This window comes from Caulobacter segnis (genome assembly GCF_019931575.1).
Classification (GTDB): domain Bacteria; phylum Pseudomonadota; class Alphaproteobacteria; order Caulobacterales; family Caulobacteraceae; genus Caulobacter; species Caulobacter segnis_C.
Window position 1 is genome coordinate 2342990 of record NZ_CP082923.1, and the last position, 16969, is coordinate 2359958.

At 66.8% G+C, this 16969-nt stretch carries 16 protein-coding genes; 12 read left to right on the forward strand and 4 right to left on the reverse strand.

Annotation, left to right across the window (positions count from 1 at the left end; all coding sequences use genetic code 11):
• Positions 1-63 precede the first annotated feature (63 nt).
• Genes pseH (K8940_RS10795) through K8940_RS10805 form a run of 3 tightly spaced genes read right to left on the reverse strand, consistent with a single transcriptional unit; the run spans position 64 to position 3150 of the window.
• On the reverse strand, positions 64-642 hold the full coding sequence (gene pseH, locus K8940_RS10795; RefSeq protein ID WP_223395415.1) for a UDP-4-amino-4,6-dideoxy-N-acetyl-beta-L-altrosamine N-acetyltransferase: 579 nt from the start codon (positions 640-642) through the stop codon (positions 64-66).
• Entirely contained in the window at positions 635-1354 is a 720-nt protein-coding gene (locus K8940_RS10800; protein WP_223395416.1) for a cytidylyltransferase domain-containing protein, read from the reverse strand. Before K8940_RS10800 ends, pseH (K8940_RS10795) begins: the two co-directional genes overlap by 8 nt.
• A complete protein-coding gene (locus K8940_RS10805; protein WP_223395417.1) occupies positions 1351-3150 on the reverse strand; it encodes a tetratricopeptide repeat protein in 1800 nt (599 codons plus the stop codon). The genes K8940_RS10800 and K8940_RS10805 overlap by 4 nt, the downstream gene beginning before the upstream one ends.
• A gap of 187 nt (positions 3151-3337) precedes the next feature.
• Between K8940_RS10805 and flbT the strand changes: the two genes are divergently transcribed.
• From flbT to K8940_RS10860, 11 genes are all read left to right on the forward strand, one after another.
• Positions 3338-3763: a flagellar biosynthesis repressor FlbT gene (gene flbT / locus K8940_RS10810; RefSeq protein ID WP_223395418.1), complete on the forward strand. Its 426-nt coding sequence runs from the start codon at positions 3338-3340 to the stop codon at positions 3761-3763.
• Positions 3723-4085: a flagellar biosynthesis regulator FlaF gene (flaF, locus tag K8940_RS10815; protein ID WP_223395419.1), complete on the forward strand. Its 363-nt coding sequence runs from the start codon at positions 3723-3725 to the stop codon at positions 4083-4085. The genes flbT and flaF overlap by 41 nt, the downstream gene beginning before the upstream one ends.
• Before the next feature lie 284 nt (positions 4086-4369).
• The gene (locus K8940_RS10820; protein ID WP_223395420.1) at positions 4370-5188 is read left to right on the forward strand and encodes a flagellin; all 819 of its coding nucleotides are present in this window, start codon (positions 4370-4372) and stop codon (positions 5186-5188) included.
• A gap of 277 nt (positions 5189-5465) precedes the next feature.
• The gene (locus K8940_RS10825; RefSeq protein WP_223395422.1) at positions 5466-6284 is read left to right on the forward strand and encodes a flagellin; all 819 of its coding nucleotides are present in this window, start codon (positions 5466-5468) and stop codon (positions 6282-6284) included.
• 131 nt (positions 6285-6415) lie between these two features.
• On the forward strand, positions 6416-6739 hold the full coding sequence (locus K8940_RS10830; RefSeq protein ID WP_411675595.1) for a hypothetical protein: 324 nt from the start codon (positions 6416-6418) through the stop codon (positions 6737-6739).
• Positions 6740-6919: 180 nt separating this feature from the next.
• Complete coding sequence (locus K8940_RS10835) at positions 6920-7756, forward strand: flagellin (protein ID WP_223395426.1); 837 nt, start codon at positions 6920-6922, stop codon at positions 7754-7756.
• 65 nt (positions 7757-7821) lie between these two features.
• On the forward strand, positions 7822-8376 hold the full coding sequence (gene pseH, locus K8940_RS10840) for a UDP-4-amino-4,6-dideoxy-N-acetyl-beta-L-altrosamine N-acetyltransferase (protein ID WP_223395427.1): 555 nt from the start codon (positions 7822-7824) through the stop codon (positions 8374-8376).
• Between the two features lie 79 nt (positions 8377-8455).
• Positions 8456-11323 (forward strand): hypothetical protein, encoded by a 2868-nt coding sequence (locus K8940_RS10845; protein ID WP_223395428.1) that lies wholly within the window; start codon positions 8456-8458, stop codon positions 11321-11323.
• 57 nt (positions 11324-11380) lie between these two features.
• Entirely contained in the window at positions 11381-12067 is a 687-nt protein-coding gene (locus K8940_RS10850) for a hypothetical protein (RefSeq protein ID WP_223395429.1), read from the forward strand.
• Between the two features lie 21 nt (positions 12068-12088).
• Positions 12089-12490 (forward strand): hypothetical protein, encoded by a 402-nt coding sequence (locus K8940_RS10855; protein ID WP_223395430.1) that lies wholly within the window; start codon positions 12089-12091, stop codon positions 12488-12490.
• Positions 12491-12644: 154 nt separating this feature from the next.
• Positions 12645-13154, forward strand: a complete 510-nt coding sequence (locus K8940_RS10860; RefSeq protein ID WP_223395431.1) for a single-stranded DNA-binding protein — start codon at positions 12645-12647, stop codon at positions 13152-13154.
• 215 nt (positions 13155-13369) lie between these two features.
• Here K8940_RS10860 and K8940_RS10865 read toward each other — a convergent pair whose 3' ends face one another.
• Positions 13370-13864: a GNAT family N-acetyltransferase gene (locus tag K8940_RS10865; RefSeq protein WP_223395432.1), complete on the reverse strand. Its 495-nt coding sequence runs from the start codon at positions 13862-13864 to the stop codon at positions 13370-13372.
• Between the two features lie 360 nt (positions 13865-14224).
• Here K8940_RS10865 and ppdK point away from each other — a divergent pair, with 360 nt between their 5' ends.
• A complete protein-coding gene (gene ppdK, locus K8940_RS10870) occupies positions 14225-16912 on the forward strand; it encodes a pyruvate, phosphate dikinase (RefSeq protein WP_223395434.1) in 2688 nt (895 codons plus the stop codon).
• The last annotated feature ends 57 nt before the right edge of the window (positions 16913-16969 follow it).

Here is a 16969-nt window from a genome sequence, read left to right on the forward strand (position 1 = left end):
TCAAATTGAACGGATCAAACTACCGGCGCGAACGCCGTTGGCAAGTACCGCGATCGATCCGGGTCAAAGCGGAGCGTCGAGGGCGGCTTCGCTGAAGCCCTTGGCGAGCAGCCGGGCCCGCACGCGCGGCCGGTCCGCCCGCCAGTCCTCGGCCAGCAGGCCCAGGCCGATCACGTCGACGGGACGGCCCTGCTTGACCACGTGGGCGCGCAGCAGGGCCTCGCGCTGGAAGCCGCTGGAGAGGTGGGAGGCGAGGGCGGCCGTGTTGGTCGCCAGCACCTCGGACCACAGCTTGCGCAGGCCCAGACCCTCGAAGGCGTGGTCGGCGACCTTGAACTCGGTGAAGCCGCCCACGCCCAGGCCGCGAGCGCCTTCCTCGGCCAGGTAGCGGGCGATGGTGGCGCGGCCCTGGTCGCGGTCGATGTCGACCAGGCTGGTCAGGCCGACGGGCGCGTCGGCCAGCAGGACGATCCAATCATGGCGGCGGCGGTTGGCGGCCAGGCCGTCGAACCAGCGATCGTGCTCGTCGCGCGCGATCAGGTGGTCGGAATACATGAAGGCCGCGACGCGCGGGCTGTTGCGCCAGGCCAGAAGCCGGTCGCGGTCCTCCTCGCCGACAGGGCGCAGACGCACGTCAGACACGGCGGTCGCCTCCCAGCATGGCCAGGTCCGGCCGGCCATGGACGAAGGCGCGGACGGCGTCGGACGTGAAGTCCGGATCCTCCGCGTAGAGGGCGTCGTAGACCGCGCGGACGAAGTCCAGGTCGTCGGGCCGATCGACGGTCCAGCGCACCTCGCCCTCATGGGCGTCCTGGGCGTAGCCGGCCAGCCGGAAGCGCTCCGGATGGCGATACAGGAACGGGGTCACGTGCTCGCGATCATAGGGATCGGTCGTCGCCGCCGCCGCCTGCCGCAGGGCGTCGGCGCGCATCACCTCGACGTCCAGCCCCTTGGGAAAGGTGCGCGGCTCGGCGACGTTCGACGCGTAGTCGGCGCCGGTCTCGCGGAAGCGGGCGACGGTGGTGTCGATCACGGTCGGATCGGCCAGCGGACAGTCTGCGGTCAGGCGGACCAGGGTGTCGGCCGGGCCGAAGGCGTCCAGCGCGCCGATGAAGCGCCCCAACACATCGGTCAGGTCGCCGCGATGGACGGGCACGCCGGCCGCCGCGAGGGTTCGCGCCAGGACGTCGTCGCCGGACTCGACTGAGGTGGCCACGACGATGCGGTCCAGGGACCCGGCCCGCCGCAGGCGCTCGATCTGGCGCAGGATCATCGGCGCGCCGGCCACGGGCGCCAGCACCTTGCCCGGAAGACGGGTCGAGGACATCCGGGCCTGCAGGACGGCGAGGATCATTTCGCGCCGGCGACCTTGTCGGACAGGGCCTGGGCGACCCGCGTCATCACCGGCTCCCAGTCGCTGAAGTCGGCGGGCGAGAACACACGGGTCTGCGGGTACCAGGGATAGTGATCGGTCCCGAGCTTGGTCCAAACCGCCGGGGCGGTCATCAGCCACATCGGCGCGCCGGCGGCGCCGGCCAGGTTGGCGGTGGCGTTGGAGAAGCCGATGACCAGGTCGACCGCTGCGCAGAGGGCGGTCACGTCGTCGAGGTCTTCCTTCAGGTCGATGCCCGGCGGCTGCCAGATGTCCACGCCGAGCTTGGCCTTGGCGAAGGCGATCTCTTCCTCGCAATCGCCGTACTGCAGGTTCACGAAGGTCACGCCGGGGGTCCGCAGCACCGCGCGCCAGGCTTCGAAGGGCGAGAACTGGCGGCCGCGCTCGGCGTTCAGCTTCAGGCTCTTCCACAGCAGGCCGACCTTGGGCGCGGGCCCCAGCTTTTCCAGTTCGGCCTTCCAGTGGGCGACGCGCGCCGGGTCGGGCTTCAGATAGTTCGTCGTCTTGGGGAAAGTCTCGACCGAGCCGCGCAGGCTGGGCAGGAAGTCGCCGATCGCGGCCCAATAGTCGAATCGGTCCCAGTTCTCGACTTCCGGCGCGGTGCGGAAGATCCGGCCCTCGAACGACACCGTGCGGTGCGGAGTGACCTCGATCCCCGGAAATGAACGCTGGAACAGCGGGATCAGGCGGCGCTGGACCGCCAGGGTCAGCGCGCCGTCAGGGCCCAGCCGCTCCAGGATGTCGGGCAGCATGTTGGCGAACATCACCTCGTCGCCCAGGCCCTGCTCGGCGCTGATCATCAGGGTCTTGCCCCGCAGGTCCTGGCCCGACCAGCGCGCGCCGGGGATGTGGAAGCGCGGCGCCTCGCTCATGTCCGGCGAGAAGCGGGCCTCATAGGCCTCCCAGCCCTCGGCCACGCGGCCCAGGGCCAGCAGGATCGTGGCGCGGGCGAAACGCATCATCGCCAGGTCCTCGGCCGAACCGGGGTGGCGCATGGCCGATTCGCAGTCCTCCAGCGCGCCGTGAACGTCGCCCAGGTCCAGCTTGGCGAAAGCCCGGTTGTGGTAGGCCTTCGCGAATTCGGGCTCCAGGCGCAGGGCCTCGTCGAAGAAGACCAGCGAGCCGGCGCTGTCGGCGACATTACAGAGCACCGTACCGAGGGTGTTCCAGAGCAGGGCCGAGGTCGGATTGGCGCCGATCGCGGCCTTCAGCACCTCGATCGCCTCGCTCTCGCGGTTCAGTTCGCGCAGGGCGCAGGCCAGGTTGTTGGCGCCTTCAACGTCGTCGGGCCGGGCCAGGCGGTAGTGGGCGAAGAACTGGGCCGCGATCTCCGGCATGTTCATGCGGAAGGCCAGGCGCCCCAGATCCCCAGCCACAGGGCCATGATCGGGCAGCAGCTTCAGCGCCGCCTCATACGCGCGCAGGGAAGACGCGAAGTCGCCGGTCTTCTCGCGGGCGATGGCCAGGATGTGCCAGGCCAGGCCCAGGCGCTCGTCCTTCTCCAGCAGCTTCAGGGCCGTCTTGTCGGCCGTGGCGTAGTCGCCCAGCTTCACCGCCTGGATGGCGCGCGCCAGGGGCTTGGCGTATTCGGCCTTCTTGGTTTCCTGCGCCTGCCGGTTCAGGCGCTCCAGGGCCTCGGTCGAGGCCGAATCGCCCACCGCATTGGCGATCAGACCGGGATGCGGAACCGCCGCCGCCCCGATATCGACCTGGGCGAGGGCGCTCGCGGAACTTTCCAGGGCTTTCTTGCGGGACATTTCGGCGGACCTCAGACTCTGGTGTTAACCATGTTTTGAGGGGCTATGCTTAATTGAGTCCTAAGCTGCGGCTCACGGTCGCAAGGGTGGCAAGACAGCGTTAACACGTGCGCGTCTAGCTTGCCCTTCAAGCCGTCGTCATCGACGGTACCGGGCGAAGCGGCGTCAACGAAGGAGCGGCCTTAAAGTGCCTTTGAAGCTGTCGCTGAAGCCCGGCGAGAAATTCGTTCTCAACGGCGCCGTGGTCCAGAATGGAGACCGGCGCGGTGTTCTGGTGCTCCAGAATAAGGCGTCCGTCCTTCGCGAGAAGGACATCATGCAGCCGGATCAGGTCACGACGCCCGCGCGTCGGATCTATTTCCCGGTGATGATGATGTACCTCGATGAGGGCGTGGCGGAGAAGTTCTACGAGGAATTCGCGACGCGCCTTAACGATTTCATGGGTGTTGTGCGCAATCCTGTGGTTCTTCAGGACTGCATCGCCATTTCGAAACACGTCATGGCGCGTGAGTACTACAAGGCTCTTATGCTGAGCCGTAAGTTGATTGAATACGAAGACGAGAGGTTGGGGCATGTCTCTTCGGGCGTATCAGCAGGCGGCGACGCGGGCTGAGAATCCCCGTGAAATGGAGTACCGCCTGTTCGGGCAGGTGACGCGCGCCCTCATGGACGCGTCGCAGGCCCCGGTGGACGACTTCAACACGCGGATCGACGCACTGGATTGGAATCGCAAGGTCTGGTCGGCCTTGGCGACCGACTGTTCCATGCCGGAAAATCAGCTTCCGATGGAACTGCGCGCCAGCATCATCTCGTTAAGCCTGTGGGTCGGTCGTCACTCCAGCGCCGTGATGCGCAAGGAGGAGGATTTCGAGCCCCTGATCGAGATTAACCGCATGATCATGCAGGGTCTGTCCGGCCGCGCCGACGCGGCCTGATTTTTCCCGAGGAGCGGCGCGTTGCGCGCCGCCTGATTCTTCGGTTTCCGCAAGACTGAACGTCTTGCCTACCCATTCCGGAAAAACCTGCCGCCCGGCGAATCCTGCATTCGCCGGGCGGCTTCGTTTTCGGGCTTAGTGATTTCACTAATTCAATAAAATCAGCAATTTAGCTGTTGGCGCCGAGCTGGTCTCGGTTGGCCCGCCGCTTGCGATGGTTCGCGCGGGCAAAACGCCCGCCCGGCAATACGCCGGATAAATCCGACCAAAATGGTAGGTATCAAATGCTGAACTCGATCAACACCAATGCTGGTGCGCTTCTCGCGCTCCAAAACCTGAACGCAACTAACACGGAGCTCGCCACCACTCAGAGCCGTATCAACACCGGCAAGAAGATCGCTAACGCCAAGGACAACGGCGCGATCTGGTCGATGGCCAAGATGCAAAGCGCGAGCTCGAGCTCGTTGAACGCCGTGAAGGATTCGCTCCAGCGCGGTCAATCGACGATCGATGTTGCTCTCGCGGCAGGCGACACCATCACCGATCTGCTCACGAAGATGAAGGAAAAGGCCCTGGCCGCTTCCGACACCTCGCTGAACACCGCCTCGTTCAACGCCCTGAAGACCGACTTCGAATCCCTGCGCGACCAAATCCAAAAGGCCGCGGAGAATGCGAAGTTCAACGGTGTCAGCCTGGCTGACGGGACCACCACGAAGCTGAGCTTCCTGGCCAATTCGGACGGGGACAACTTCACGGTGAACGCCCAGACGCTGTCGCTGGCGGGTCTGAACCTGACGGGCGTGACCTTCACTGACGCTGCTGATGCGAAAACGAAGATCACCGATCTCACCAACGCGCTGCAAACGGCGACGAACAAGCTGTCGTCCCTCGGTACGTCCTCGACCGGTCTGGATACTCACCTGACCTTCGTGGGCAAGCTGCAGGACAGCCTGGACGCCGGCGTCGGCAACCTGGTGGACGCGGATCTGGCGAAGGAAAGCGCCAAGCTCCAGTCGCTGCAAACCAAGCAGCAGCTGGGCGTGCAGGCTCTCTCGATCGCCAACCAGACCCCGCAGTCGATTCTGTCGCTGTTCAAGGGGTGAGCCCGATACGCCGGACGGCTGTCAAAAGCCGTCCGGCGCCTCTTTCCTGCTGGGTGCGCAACAAGTGCCCGGCAACAATTGCCTATGTCGAAAGCCTCCCGGCAGGAATTGCCGGGAGGCTTCGTCGTTAATGGATCTATAACCCAAAAAATTCAGCGCCTTAGCAGGATTGTCGCACCCCGGCAGAATTGGCCCGGCAATTGCTGCTGACCTTTTCGAGCAAAACGCTCCCGGCAGCCAAAATGGCGTCGGACACCTTGAAAAGGACCCTATTCGTATGCCGCTGAATAGCATCAATACGAACGCCGGCGCTCTGATCGCCCTGCAGAACCTCAACACCACGAACTCGGAGTTGCAGGTCACTCAACAGCGCATCAACACCGGTAAGAAGATCGCCAGCGCCAAGGACAACGGCGCCATCTGGGCGATGTCCAAGACCCAATCGTCCACCGCTTCGTCGCTGAACGCCGTGAAGGACTCGCTGCAACGCGGTCAGTCCACCATCGACGTGGCCCTGGCCGCCGGTGACACCATCACCGACCTGCTCGGCAAGATGAAGGAAAAGGCCCTGGCCGCTTCCGACACCTCGCTGAACACGACCTCGTTCAACGCCCTGAAGGCGGACTACGATTCGCTGCGCGACCAGATCGAAAAGGCCGCCACGAACGCCAAGTTCAACGGCATCAGCATCTCTGACGGTTCGACCACCAAGCTGACCTTCCTGGCCAACTCGGATGGTTCGGGCTTCACCGTCAACGCCCAGACGCTGTCGCTGGCGGGTCTGAACCTGACGGGCACGACCATCACCAACGCCGCCGACGCGAAGGCCAAGCTGACGGACCTCGCCAACGCCATCCAGACGGCCACCAACAAGCTGGCCTCGCTGGGTACGTCGTCGACCGGCCTCGACACTCACCTGACCTTCGTCGGCAAGCTGCAAGACAGCCTGGACGCCGGCGTCGGCAACCTGGTGGACGCGGATCTCGCCAAGGAAAGCGCCAAGCTGCAGTCGCTGCAAACCAAGCAGCAGTTGGGCGTGCAGGCGCTGTCGATCGCGAACCAGTCGACCTCGTCGATCCTGAGCCTGTTCCGCTAGGGAACGGGAGGAGGCGGGTCCGCGTGACCCGCCTCCGCCTTTCCTAGAGGGCGAGCACGGGAGAAATTTCAACAGAAGAGGAGGGCCGGCCCATAAGCGCCGGTAATGAGAACATGGAACCAAAAGCCGCTTTGTCGGCCATCAGAGACTTCGTCGCTTCTTCGAACGCCCCGGACCTGTCCGAGGGCGCGCAAACCGTTTCGGGCGAGAGCGCGCAAGTCACCGCGCCGCAATCGGTCCACGAAGCCGAGCCGGTTCATCCGGTCGACGATGGTCCCCAGCCGGGCGACCTGCGTCTGGTCATCGAGCAGGACGACGGTACGGGCGACTACATCTACAAGACGGTCGACCGCCGCACCGGCGAGACGCTGAATCAGTACCCGCGCGAGCAGGTCCTGAAACTGCGCGAGGCGACCAGCTACACGTCCGGCGACGTCTTCGACGGCCAAGCCTGAGGGCTACATAGGGTCAGGCGGAAGGGCGGGTGCGACGGCGAGCCGCACCCGTAAACAGACATGGTTTATAAGCGTTAACCATAATCTTACTTTCTGACCTCAATTTTGGCGGCGAACGGATCGCACGCCGAATCGCGCGCGGTCGCAACCAACGGCAAAATCGCCGATCGGAGGCCGCGCATGACGCTGAGCGTCAATACGAACCAGCCCGCGCTGATCGCGCTGCAGAACCTGAATCGCACCAACGATCAGATGCAGGCGGTGCAGACCCGCATCAACACGGGCGAGTCGATCTCCACCGCCAAGGACAACGCGGCCGTCTGGTCGATCGCCCAGGAGCAGCGCGCCGACATGAGCGCGCTCGGCGCGGTCAAGATGAGCCTGGATCGTGCGACCTCGATCGCCGACGTAGCCCTGGCCGCCGGCGAGTCGGTCTCCGACCTTCTGAAGCTGATGCGCGAGAAGGTGGTGGCCGCCAAGGACACCTCCCTGACCACGACGTCGCTGATCTCGCTGAACAGCGACTTCCAGGGGCTGCTGAAGAACCTGCAGCAGGTGATTTCCAGCGCCGTGTTCGACGGGGCCAACCTGCTGGACGGCAGCCAGGCCGCCGACATGACCTTCCTGGCCGACGCCGACGCGGCCCAGGCCATCACGCTCAGCCTGCAGAACCTGTCGCTGGGCGGCACGATCAACACCCTGGCGGCGACTGACGACATCCTGACGCCGGCCAACGCCTCGGCGGTGTTGACGCGCCTGGACGCCACGATGAGCGCGGTCAACCAGGCCGTCGGCAACATCGGCACCCAGGCCAAGCAGATCGACGCCCACAGCAACTTCGTGAGCAAGCTCAACGACGTGCTGGAAACCGGCGTCGGCAACCTGGTCGACGCCGACCTCGCCAAGGAAAGCGCCCGCCTTCAAGCCTTGCAGGTGAAGCAGCAACTGGGCGCTCAGGCCCTGTCGATCGCCAATGGCGCGCCGCAGATCATCCTGTCTCTGTTCAAGGGCTCGTAACGCTAGGTTAGGCGTCGTCGTGGGGCTAAGCTCTTCCCGGGCTGGCTGGGGATTCGGCGACGAGCATGATCGAGTTGCGCGACTTGCGGGACGAAGACGAAGGGGTCCTCTTTCAGTGGCGTTCAGAGCCCGAGGTCGATCGCTGGATGTCGGACGCCGATCTGCCCAGCCGCGAGGCTCACGCCGCTTGGTTCAAGGCCTTGCGGACCGATCCCGATATGCGCGGCTGGATGATCATCCGCGGCGACGCGCCCATGGGGCTGCTGACGCTGACCGGACTCAACAGCCACCACCGCCGCGCCAGCTGGAACTGGTTCCTGGGCTCGGCCGACGCGCGGGGCAGGGGCGTCGGACGGGCCGCCCAGGTGCTGGGCTTGGACCGCGCCTTCGGCGAGCTGGGCCTGCACAAGGTGTTCGCCGAGGTCATGGCCGACAACGACGCCGCCCTGAAGGCGCAGTCGTCCGCCGGGTTCCGCCGCGAGGGCTATCTGCGCGGTCACGTGCTGAAGGACGGCCGGCCGCGCGACGTCGTGCTGCTGGGCATCCTGGCTTCGGAATGGACCGAGCTGCGCGAGGACGCGCGCCGGGCGCTTTCGGACGCAAACCTTATCGCGGCTTAACGTCAATTCTTAACGGGACGTCAGCGGCGGACTGGCAAGGATACGAGCGGGGGATTCCGAGTCCCCGTCAGGACAGGCCGTGATCACGTTCGATTCCAGCATTCTGCTCAGCTACTATCAGGCCCGCTCGGGCGTGACGGCTGCTGCCGCGTCTGGAACGACGACCTCGGCGTCGGGCTCCAAGGCCGTGGTGCCCACCGCGCCGTGGCTGAGCGGCGCCACGCCAGCGGCCAGCGACCTGGTCCGCTCGGCGCTGAACGGCCGCAAGTTCGTCGATGAGGCGGCCAGCGCCACGACCCTCAAGGGCGCCAGCGGCGACTACAAGAAGCTGTTCGCCACCTACCAGGCCCTGAACACCCTGTCGGCGCTGGCGGCCCGCGCCGGCGAGAAGGGCGTCACCGACGGCGAGATCACGCGTCTGCAGACGGCGTTGATGAAGGGGCTGGGCGAGATCAGCAGCTACGTCCAGAACCTGTCGCTGGACCAGGCGCGGCTGACCACCGGCGCGGTCATGACCACGGACAAGAGCACCGTGGGCGTGCCCAAGGCGACCTACGCCTACACGACGGACACGATCTACAGCGGCCAGATCGACGACGAAGTGCCCAAGTTCCAGGGCGATGTCTCGTTCAATGTCGCGGTGAAGAACTTCGGGGTCACCACCGATGTGACCATGGACCTGTCCGAGATGGGCTCGACGCCCCGGACCATGTCCAACGTCGTCAGCTACATGAACAACAAGCTGAAGGACGCCGGTTTCCGGACGACCATCTCGCTGCAGCGCACGACCGGCGAGGAACGCACGGTCCAGGTCGCCGGCAAGCCCGTGACCCTGCCGGCGACCGGCGACGACTTCGCCCTGAAGATCAACGGCGACTCGGCCGAACAGCTGACCTTCAGCGCGCCGACCACGGCGCCGGCGGTCTATGTCACGACCAAGGCCGGCGATCCGGACCCGGACAAGGACACGACCACAGACGACGCCGTCTACGAGACGACCCTGACCAAGTACAGCGCCGCCGGAACGGGCGGCGGGGCGGGCGCGGGCGCGCCGGGCGGCAAGGTCTTCACCGAGACCCTGCAGGGCACGATCTCGGGCGTCCGCAAGTCGGTGACCGGGGCGGACGGCTCGATCTACATGCTGGCCGACGTCGACACCGCGGTGGACGGCAAGACCGACCTCGACGGCCAGGTCATCAAGGGCGAGAGCGACGTCGCGCTGCTGAAATACGACAGCGCCGGCCACCTGCTGTACGCCCGCACCCTGGGCGCGACCGACGAGGCCAGCGGCCTGTCCCTGGCCGTGGCCGACGATGGCAGCGTCGCCGTGGCCGGCTCGGTCACCGGGCGCCTGGCCGGCGCGGTCAACGGCCCGATCAACAGCGGCGACACCGCCACGACCAGCGACAGCTTCGTCACCCGCTACGACGCCAAGGGCGATGAGCAGTGGACGGTGCGTCGCGGCGGTCTGCAAGAGGACGAGGCCACGGCCCTGGCCTTCGGCGCCGACGGCGTCCTCTATGTCGGCGGCCGCAGCAAGTCGGACTTGCCGGGGGCGACCGGCTCGGACCCCAGCGGCGGCTGGGACGCCTATCTGTCGGCCTTCGCCACGGACGCCAACGGCCAGCCCAAGGCGCTGTTCACCCAGAAGTTCGGCACGACCGAGAACGACTCCGTCTCGGACATCGTCGTCAACGGCTCGCAGGTCATCGTCGGCTCCAAGGAGAACGGCGAGGCGATGCTGCGCAGCTTCGACGTGGCCACCAGCGTGGTGACCGAGAACGTCACCCAATTGAACCAGTACGGCGCCTACGAGTCCGTGCCGGTGACCTACACCAAGACCGCGACCGCCACCGCCGGCTCCACGCGCGACCTGGGCTCGCTGAAGGGCGGCGAACTGGTAGGGCTGAAGATCGACGGCGGCCAGCTCTATGTCGGCGGCTACACGGCCAACAACCTGATGTCGATCAACGGCGCCACGACCGCGCCGTCGGGCGGCATGGACGCCTTCGTTGGTCGCATGTCGCTGGACATCTCCAGCAACAGCGCCGACGCCCTGACCTATTACGGCGGCACCGGCGACGACACGGTCACCGGCTTCGACGTCAAGAACGGCACCGCCTGGCTGGTCGGCTCGGCCGGCGCCAATCTGGACGGCCAGACGACGGTCGGGACCAAGGACGGCTACGTCGCCCAGGTCAATGTCGGGACGGGCGATGTCGACTGGAGCCAGCGCCTGACCGGCAAGGACGGCTACGCCACCCCGACCTCGGTGGCGGTCTCGTCGTCGGGCGCCTCGCCCCTGGACCTGTTCGGTCTGCCCGCCGGCAAGATGGACTTCACCCAGTCCGACCGCATCGTCTCGGCGACCGCGGCCCGGGCCGGCGACACCTTCCAGATCCGCACCCGCGAGCGCGGCGCCCTGACCACGATCACCATCGAGGCCAGCGACACGCTCGAGACCCTGGCCGACAAGATCAAGCGCGCCTCCGGCTTCCGGGCCAAGGTCGAGATCGGTTCCAGCGGCGACAGCCGGGTGCTGAAGATCAGCCCGGCCTCGAACACCTCGACGATCGAGATCGTGGCCGGCAAGGGCGGCACCGACGTGCTGACCGCCCTGGGGCTGGGCGGTGGCGTCGTGCGCGCCACCAAGACCGACGACGGCAAGACCGTCTCGGCCGACGGCAACGGTCCGGTCTACGGCCTGCAGCTGCCGCCGGAGCTGGACCTGACCAGCGAGACGGGACGCAAGAACGCCAACGTGGTCATCACCCGCGCGCTCTCGCAGATCCGCACGGCCTATCGCGAGATCTCCGACGCGGCCCTGGGCGTGAAGAGCGACACCGGGACGAGCTCGGGCAAGACCGGCGGCACGGTCCCGGCCTATCTGACCAACCAGCTGGCCAATTACCAGGCCGCGCTGGACCGTCTGACCGGCGGAAGCTAGCCCTCTTTTGAAGTGGCCGAGCTTGAAAGCGTCATCGACGCGTCGTAGCCAGGGGCCATGGACTTTCTGAAAGATCGACGGGTCATCCTCGGCGGCGGCGCGGCGCTCGCGCTGCTGGCGGGTCTGGGCATCGCCGTGGCCGTGATGTCCGGCCACGACAAGAAGCCGACCGAGGAGCCGCCGGCCTCGCGCGCCGGGTTGATTGTCGAGACCGGACGTGACGACGACACCAAGCTGGATCCCGCGCGCCCGTTGCGCTGCTTCGTGGGCGGGGCCTTCGTCGGTGAGATCACCCTGGCCGAATGCGCCAAGAAGAACGGCGTGGCGACCGGGGCCCTGGACGTGGGCGTCGACGAGACGGGCGCCCTGGCCGCCGCCGACCAGGCCGGCACCGTCCTGACGCCGCTGCCGCCGACCCCGACCGTCACCGCGCCGGCGGCCACAACGCCGTCCAGCTCGGCTACGCCCTCGACCCCGACCGGCGCCTCGGCCAACGCGCCGCTGGCCGCCTGCTGGCGCTACGCCGGCAACGAGTGGCGGCGCCTGCCCGGCGAGATCACCCTCAACGCCTGCGCCCAGCAGCTGTTCAATGGCCGCTGCGAGCGGACCGGCGGCGCCACCTACGGCCGCTGGGGCGAGGAGACTCTGCGCCTGGTGCCGGGCCGCGTCGAGATCTCGTCCGACAACCGCAGCTTCCACGCCGTGTTCGAGCAGGGCTCCAACTGCTCTATCCCGAACGGCTGATAGGTTTTATAAGTGTAATCCATGAAGCAGACCGTCCTCGCCGTCGCCGCCGTCCTGGCCGTTTCCAGCCTCGCGCTCACGGGTTGCGAGAAGCAGACCAAGGCGCCCTTCGAGCAGGGCGTCTGCTTCCAGGTGGCGACCAACAAGGACGGCACGCTGCGCTTCAATCCGGTGGCCCGCGACGTGCCGCAGATGGAGGAATGCGCCGCCACGCTCGAGGGCGTGCGCATCCGCTTCGTCCGCATGGGCCAGTCCAACAGCCTGGGCATGGTTGGCGCCTACCAGGGCTCGTTCATCTTCCTCGAGAAGGAAGGGATCTATGTCGGCCAGACCTATGAGGGCCCGCGCTTCATGTCGCTGGTCCGCACGGGCGACGGCCGTCTGGCCGTGCCGGGCGCCATTCGCCGCGAACCGGCCCAGTAGGGCGGGAGAGGGCGGGGCGCATCGTCCGTCCACAGCCCTCTTGCCCGTCCACAAGAACGTTACAAGAACAAAACTTGCGCCGGCATTAGCCTCTCGTTAACGTCTCGCCTCAGATTCCGGCGCGAGGGTCGCCGGGCGAGAACAAGGGCGAGCGATGGCTGGCAGCGTCAATAAGGTCATTCTGGTGGGCAATCTCGGGGCTGATCCCGAGATCCGCAGCCTGGGTTCGGGCGACCGCGTCGCCAATCTCCGTATCGCGACGTCCGAGACCTGGCGCGACCGCAACAGCGGCGAGCGCAAGGAAAAGACCGAGTGGCACCGCGTCGTGATCTTCAACGACAACCTGGTGAAGGTGGCCGAGCAGTACCTGCGCAAGGGCTCGACGGTCTACATCGAGGGCGCGATCCAGACCCGCAAGTGGACCGACAACACCGGCGTCGAGAAGTATTCGACCGAGATCGTGCTGCAGAAGTTCCGTGGCGAACTGACCATGCTGGGCGGTCGCGGCGACAGCGCCGGCGCCTCGGCGGGCGGCGGTGAGGAATACGGCGGCGGCTATTCGGGCGGCGGCGGCTCCAGCTTCGGCGGCGGCGCGCCGCGCAGCCAGCCCAGCGGCCCGCGCGAGAGCTTCTCGGCCGACTTGGACGACGAGATCCCGTTCTAGAAATGACGGTTTTTCCCGGTGTGCGGATCATCACAGCCTGATCCGCCCCGTGGTCTTAGACGAAGCCGGTCTGCTTCTTCTCGGGAGTCGGATCGGTGGGGACAGTGGAGCAGCCCGTACAGCGGCTTCGAGCCAATGACGGAGAGCCTCCACGGGGGCGAGCGGCGAGCGATCCGGGGACGGGCGCTCGCCGCTTTCTTATGGCGCGTGTCTTTCTAGCGGATCAGATCGGCGGGACGCGCCCACCGATACCGCACCACCTCGACCGCGCGACCGCCCGGAACCACCTCGGCATAGCGCGCGGCCTCGACGCCGCCCTGACGCGCGTAGAAGTCCAGCGCCGCGGCGTTGGGCGCATAGACCTCCAGATGCAGCGGCGCGCCGGCGTGGTCCTCGATCAGCCATCGCGCCACCTCGGCCAGCAGCCGCGTTCCCAGGCCGCCGCCCTTGCGCTCGGGCGCGACGTGCAGGTTGTCGAGCAGGGCGCCGACCTCGGGATTCAGCCTGAACGAGGCATAGGCCAGGCCGACCGGCGCGCCGTCCTCCATCGCCGCCAGGATCAGGTCGCGAGCGGGGTCGAAGTCCGCGAACCGGGCGCGCCAGCTGGCGCGCGAGGCGTCAAACAGGTCATGGTCCAGATAGGCGTCGCCATACAGGCCGCGATAGGCGACCTGGCGGCTGCGGGTATGGAGATCCGCGATGGCGTCCACGTCGTTTCGGGACGTCCCGAGTCGGGCGATGTGTGGTTTCACGCCCGCGAGAAGAAGCGTATCGCGCCGCGAAGACAACCCGCTCCAATCGTCCGGTCGCCGCTCAAGTCGCGGGTTTGCCGCGCCCGTGTTCGAAATCTGGCCAAGTCCGCTGAGCGGACAACGTTGTCATTGGAATTATTTGCCGAATTCTCTTGTTGGTCCCCGGAACGCGAACCGCCAGTGGACGCGTTCTTGGACGAAGTGCTAGTGAACGCCCGGATATTGCACTGCGGGATCACGACAAAGCAGCGCTGTTCCAAGGTGAGACGACCCCATCAGAGGGCGCGACCTTCTTCACTGATCGCAGGGTGAGAAAAAATGCCGGTTGAGACGTTGACCAAGGCCCGTTGGGTGTACGCATTCGGCGGAGGCGGCGCGGACGGCGACGCCTCGATGAAGAACCTCCTCGGAGGCAAGGGGGCCAATCTCGCGGAGATGTCGGCCCTGGGCCTGCCGGTGCCGCCAGGCTTCACCATCACCACCGAGGCCTGCGTCCACTACTATTCCAACGGCAAGCAGTACCCGGCCGAGCTGGCCGAACAGGTCAAGATCGGCCTCGCCAAGATCGAGGAGATCACCGGCAAGGCGTTTGGAGACGTGACCAACCCGCTGCTGGTCTCGGTGCGCTCGGGCGCGCGGGCCTCGATGCCGGGCATGATGGACACGGTGCTGAACCTGGGCCTGAACGACGAGACCGTCGAAGGCCTGGCCAAGCTGTCGGGCGACCGCCGCTTCGCCTACGACAGCTACCGCCGCTTCATCCAGATGTACTCGAACGTCGTGCTGAACCTCGAGCACCACATGTTTGAGGAGATCCTGGACGACCACAAGGATCGCCTGGACGTCCATGTCGACACCGGTCTGACGGCCGACGACTGGGCCGCGGTGATCAAGGACTACAAGGCCGCCGTCAGCGACCACCTGGGCAAGCCGTTTCCGCAGGACGCCCAGGAGCAGCTGTGGGGCGCCGTCGGCGCGGTGTTCGCCAGCTGGATGAACGACCGGGCCAAATTCTATCGCCGCATGCACGACATCCCCGAAAGCTGGGGCACGGCCGTGAACATCCAGTCGATGGTGTTCGGCAACATGGGCGACACCTCGGCGACCGGCGTGGCCTTCACCCGCAACCCGTCGAACGGCGACAACCGCCTGTACGGCGAGTTCCTGATCAACGCCCAGGGCGAGGACGTGGTGGCCGGCATCCGCACGCCGCAATCCCTGACCAAGGTGGCCCGCGAGGAGATGGGCGATGTCGCCCCCTCGATGGAAGAGGCGATGCCGGAGGTGTTCGCCCAGTTCAAGTCGGTGGTCGAGACGCTGGAGCGTCACTACCGCGACATGCAGGACATCGAGTTCACGGTGGAGCAGGGCAAGCTCTACATGCTGCAGACCCGCAGCGGCAAACGCACCGCCAAGGCGGCGCTGAAGGTCGCCGTGGACATGGCCGCCGAGGGCGTGATCAGCAAGGAAGAGGCCGTGGGCCGCGTCGAGCCGGCCTCGCTAGACCAGCTACTACACCCGACCATCGATCCGACCGCTCACCGTGACGTGGTCGCCAAAGGCCTGCCGGCCTCGCCCGGCGCGGCGACCGGCAAGATCGTGTTCGACAGCGATGCGGCCGAGAAGGCCGCCGCCAACGGCGAGTCCGTGATCCTGGTGCGCGAGGAGACCTCGCCCGAGGACATCCACGGCATGCATGCCGCCCGCGGCATCATCACGGCGCGCGGCGGCATGACCAGCCACGCCGCCGTCGTGGCGCGCGGCATGGGCCGGGCCTGCGTCTCCGGCGCCGGCGACGTCGCCATCTTCGAGAAGGAAGGCCTGTTCCGCGTCCGTGGCCGTGAGTTCAAGGCCGGCGAGATCATCACCATCGACGGCTCGACCGGGGACATCCTGGCCGGCGCGCCGAAGATGATCGAGCCCGAGCTGACCGGCGACTTCGCCACCCTGATGGGCTGGGCCGACCAGGTCCGTCGCCTGAAGGTGCGGGCCAACGCCGAGACGCCGCTGGACGCCAAGACCGCCCGCCAGTTCGGCGCGGAAGGCATCGGCCTGTGCCGCACCGAGCACATGTTCTTCGACGACACCCGGATCGCCGCCGTGCGCGAGATGATCCTGGCCGACGACGAGAAGGGCCGCCGCGCCGCCCTGGCCAAGATCGCCCCGTTCCAGAAGGCCGACTTCGTCGAGCTCTTCACCATCATGGAAGGCCTGCCGGTCACGATCCGCCTGCTGGATCCGCCGCTGCACGAGTTCCTGCCGCACACCGAGGAAGACGTTCAGGCCGTGGCGACCGCCACGGGTCTCGACGCCGCCAAGCTGCTGCGCCGCGCCAAGGAGCTGCACGAGACCAACCCGATGCTGGGCCACCGCGGCTGCCGCCTCGGCGTCTCGTATCCCGAGATCTACGAGATGCAGGTCCGGGCCATCCTCGAGGCGGCCTGCGAGATCGCCAAGTCGGGCAAGGCCGCTCCCGTGCCGGAGATCATGCACCCGCTGGTCGCCAAGGGCGAGGAGATGAAGTACCTGCGTGACCTGACCGACCGCGTCGCCAAGGCGGTGCTGGAAGAGCAGGGCGTGGCGCTGACCTACACCGTCGGCACCATGATCGAGCTGCCGCGCGCCGCCCTACGGGCCGGCGATCTGGCCGCCAACGCCGAGTTCTTCAGCTTCGGCACCAACGACCTGACCCAGACCACGTTCGGCATCAGCCGCGACGACGCCGGCAAGTTCCTGGGCGCCTATATCGACAAGGGCATCTTCGAAAAGGACCCCTTCGTCAGTCTCGACCAGGACGGCGTCGGCGACCTGATCCGCATCGCCGCCGAGCGCGGTCGCGCAGCCCGTCCGGACGTCAAGCTGGGCATTTGCGGCGAACACGGCGGCGACCCGGCCTCGATCGGCTTCTGCGAGAAGGTCGGCCTGGACTACGTGTCCTGCTCGCCCTACCGCGTGCCGATCGCGCGTCTGGCGGCGGCCCAGGCGGCGCTCGCCAACAAGGCCTAACCCACTTCAAGGGCCTCGGACTGGACAGTCCGGGGCCCTTTCCCTATCCGGGATAGG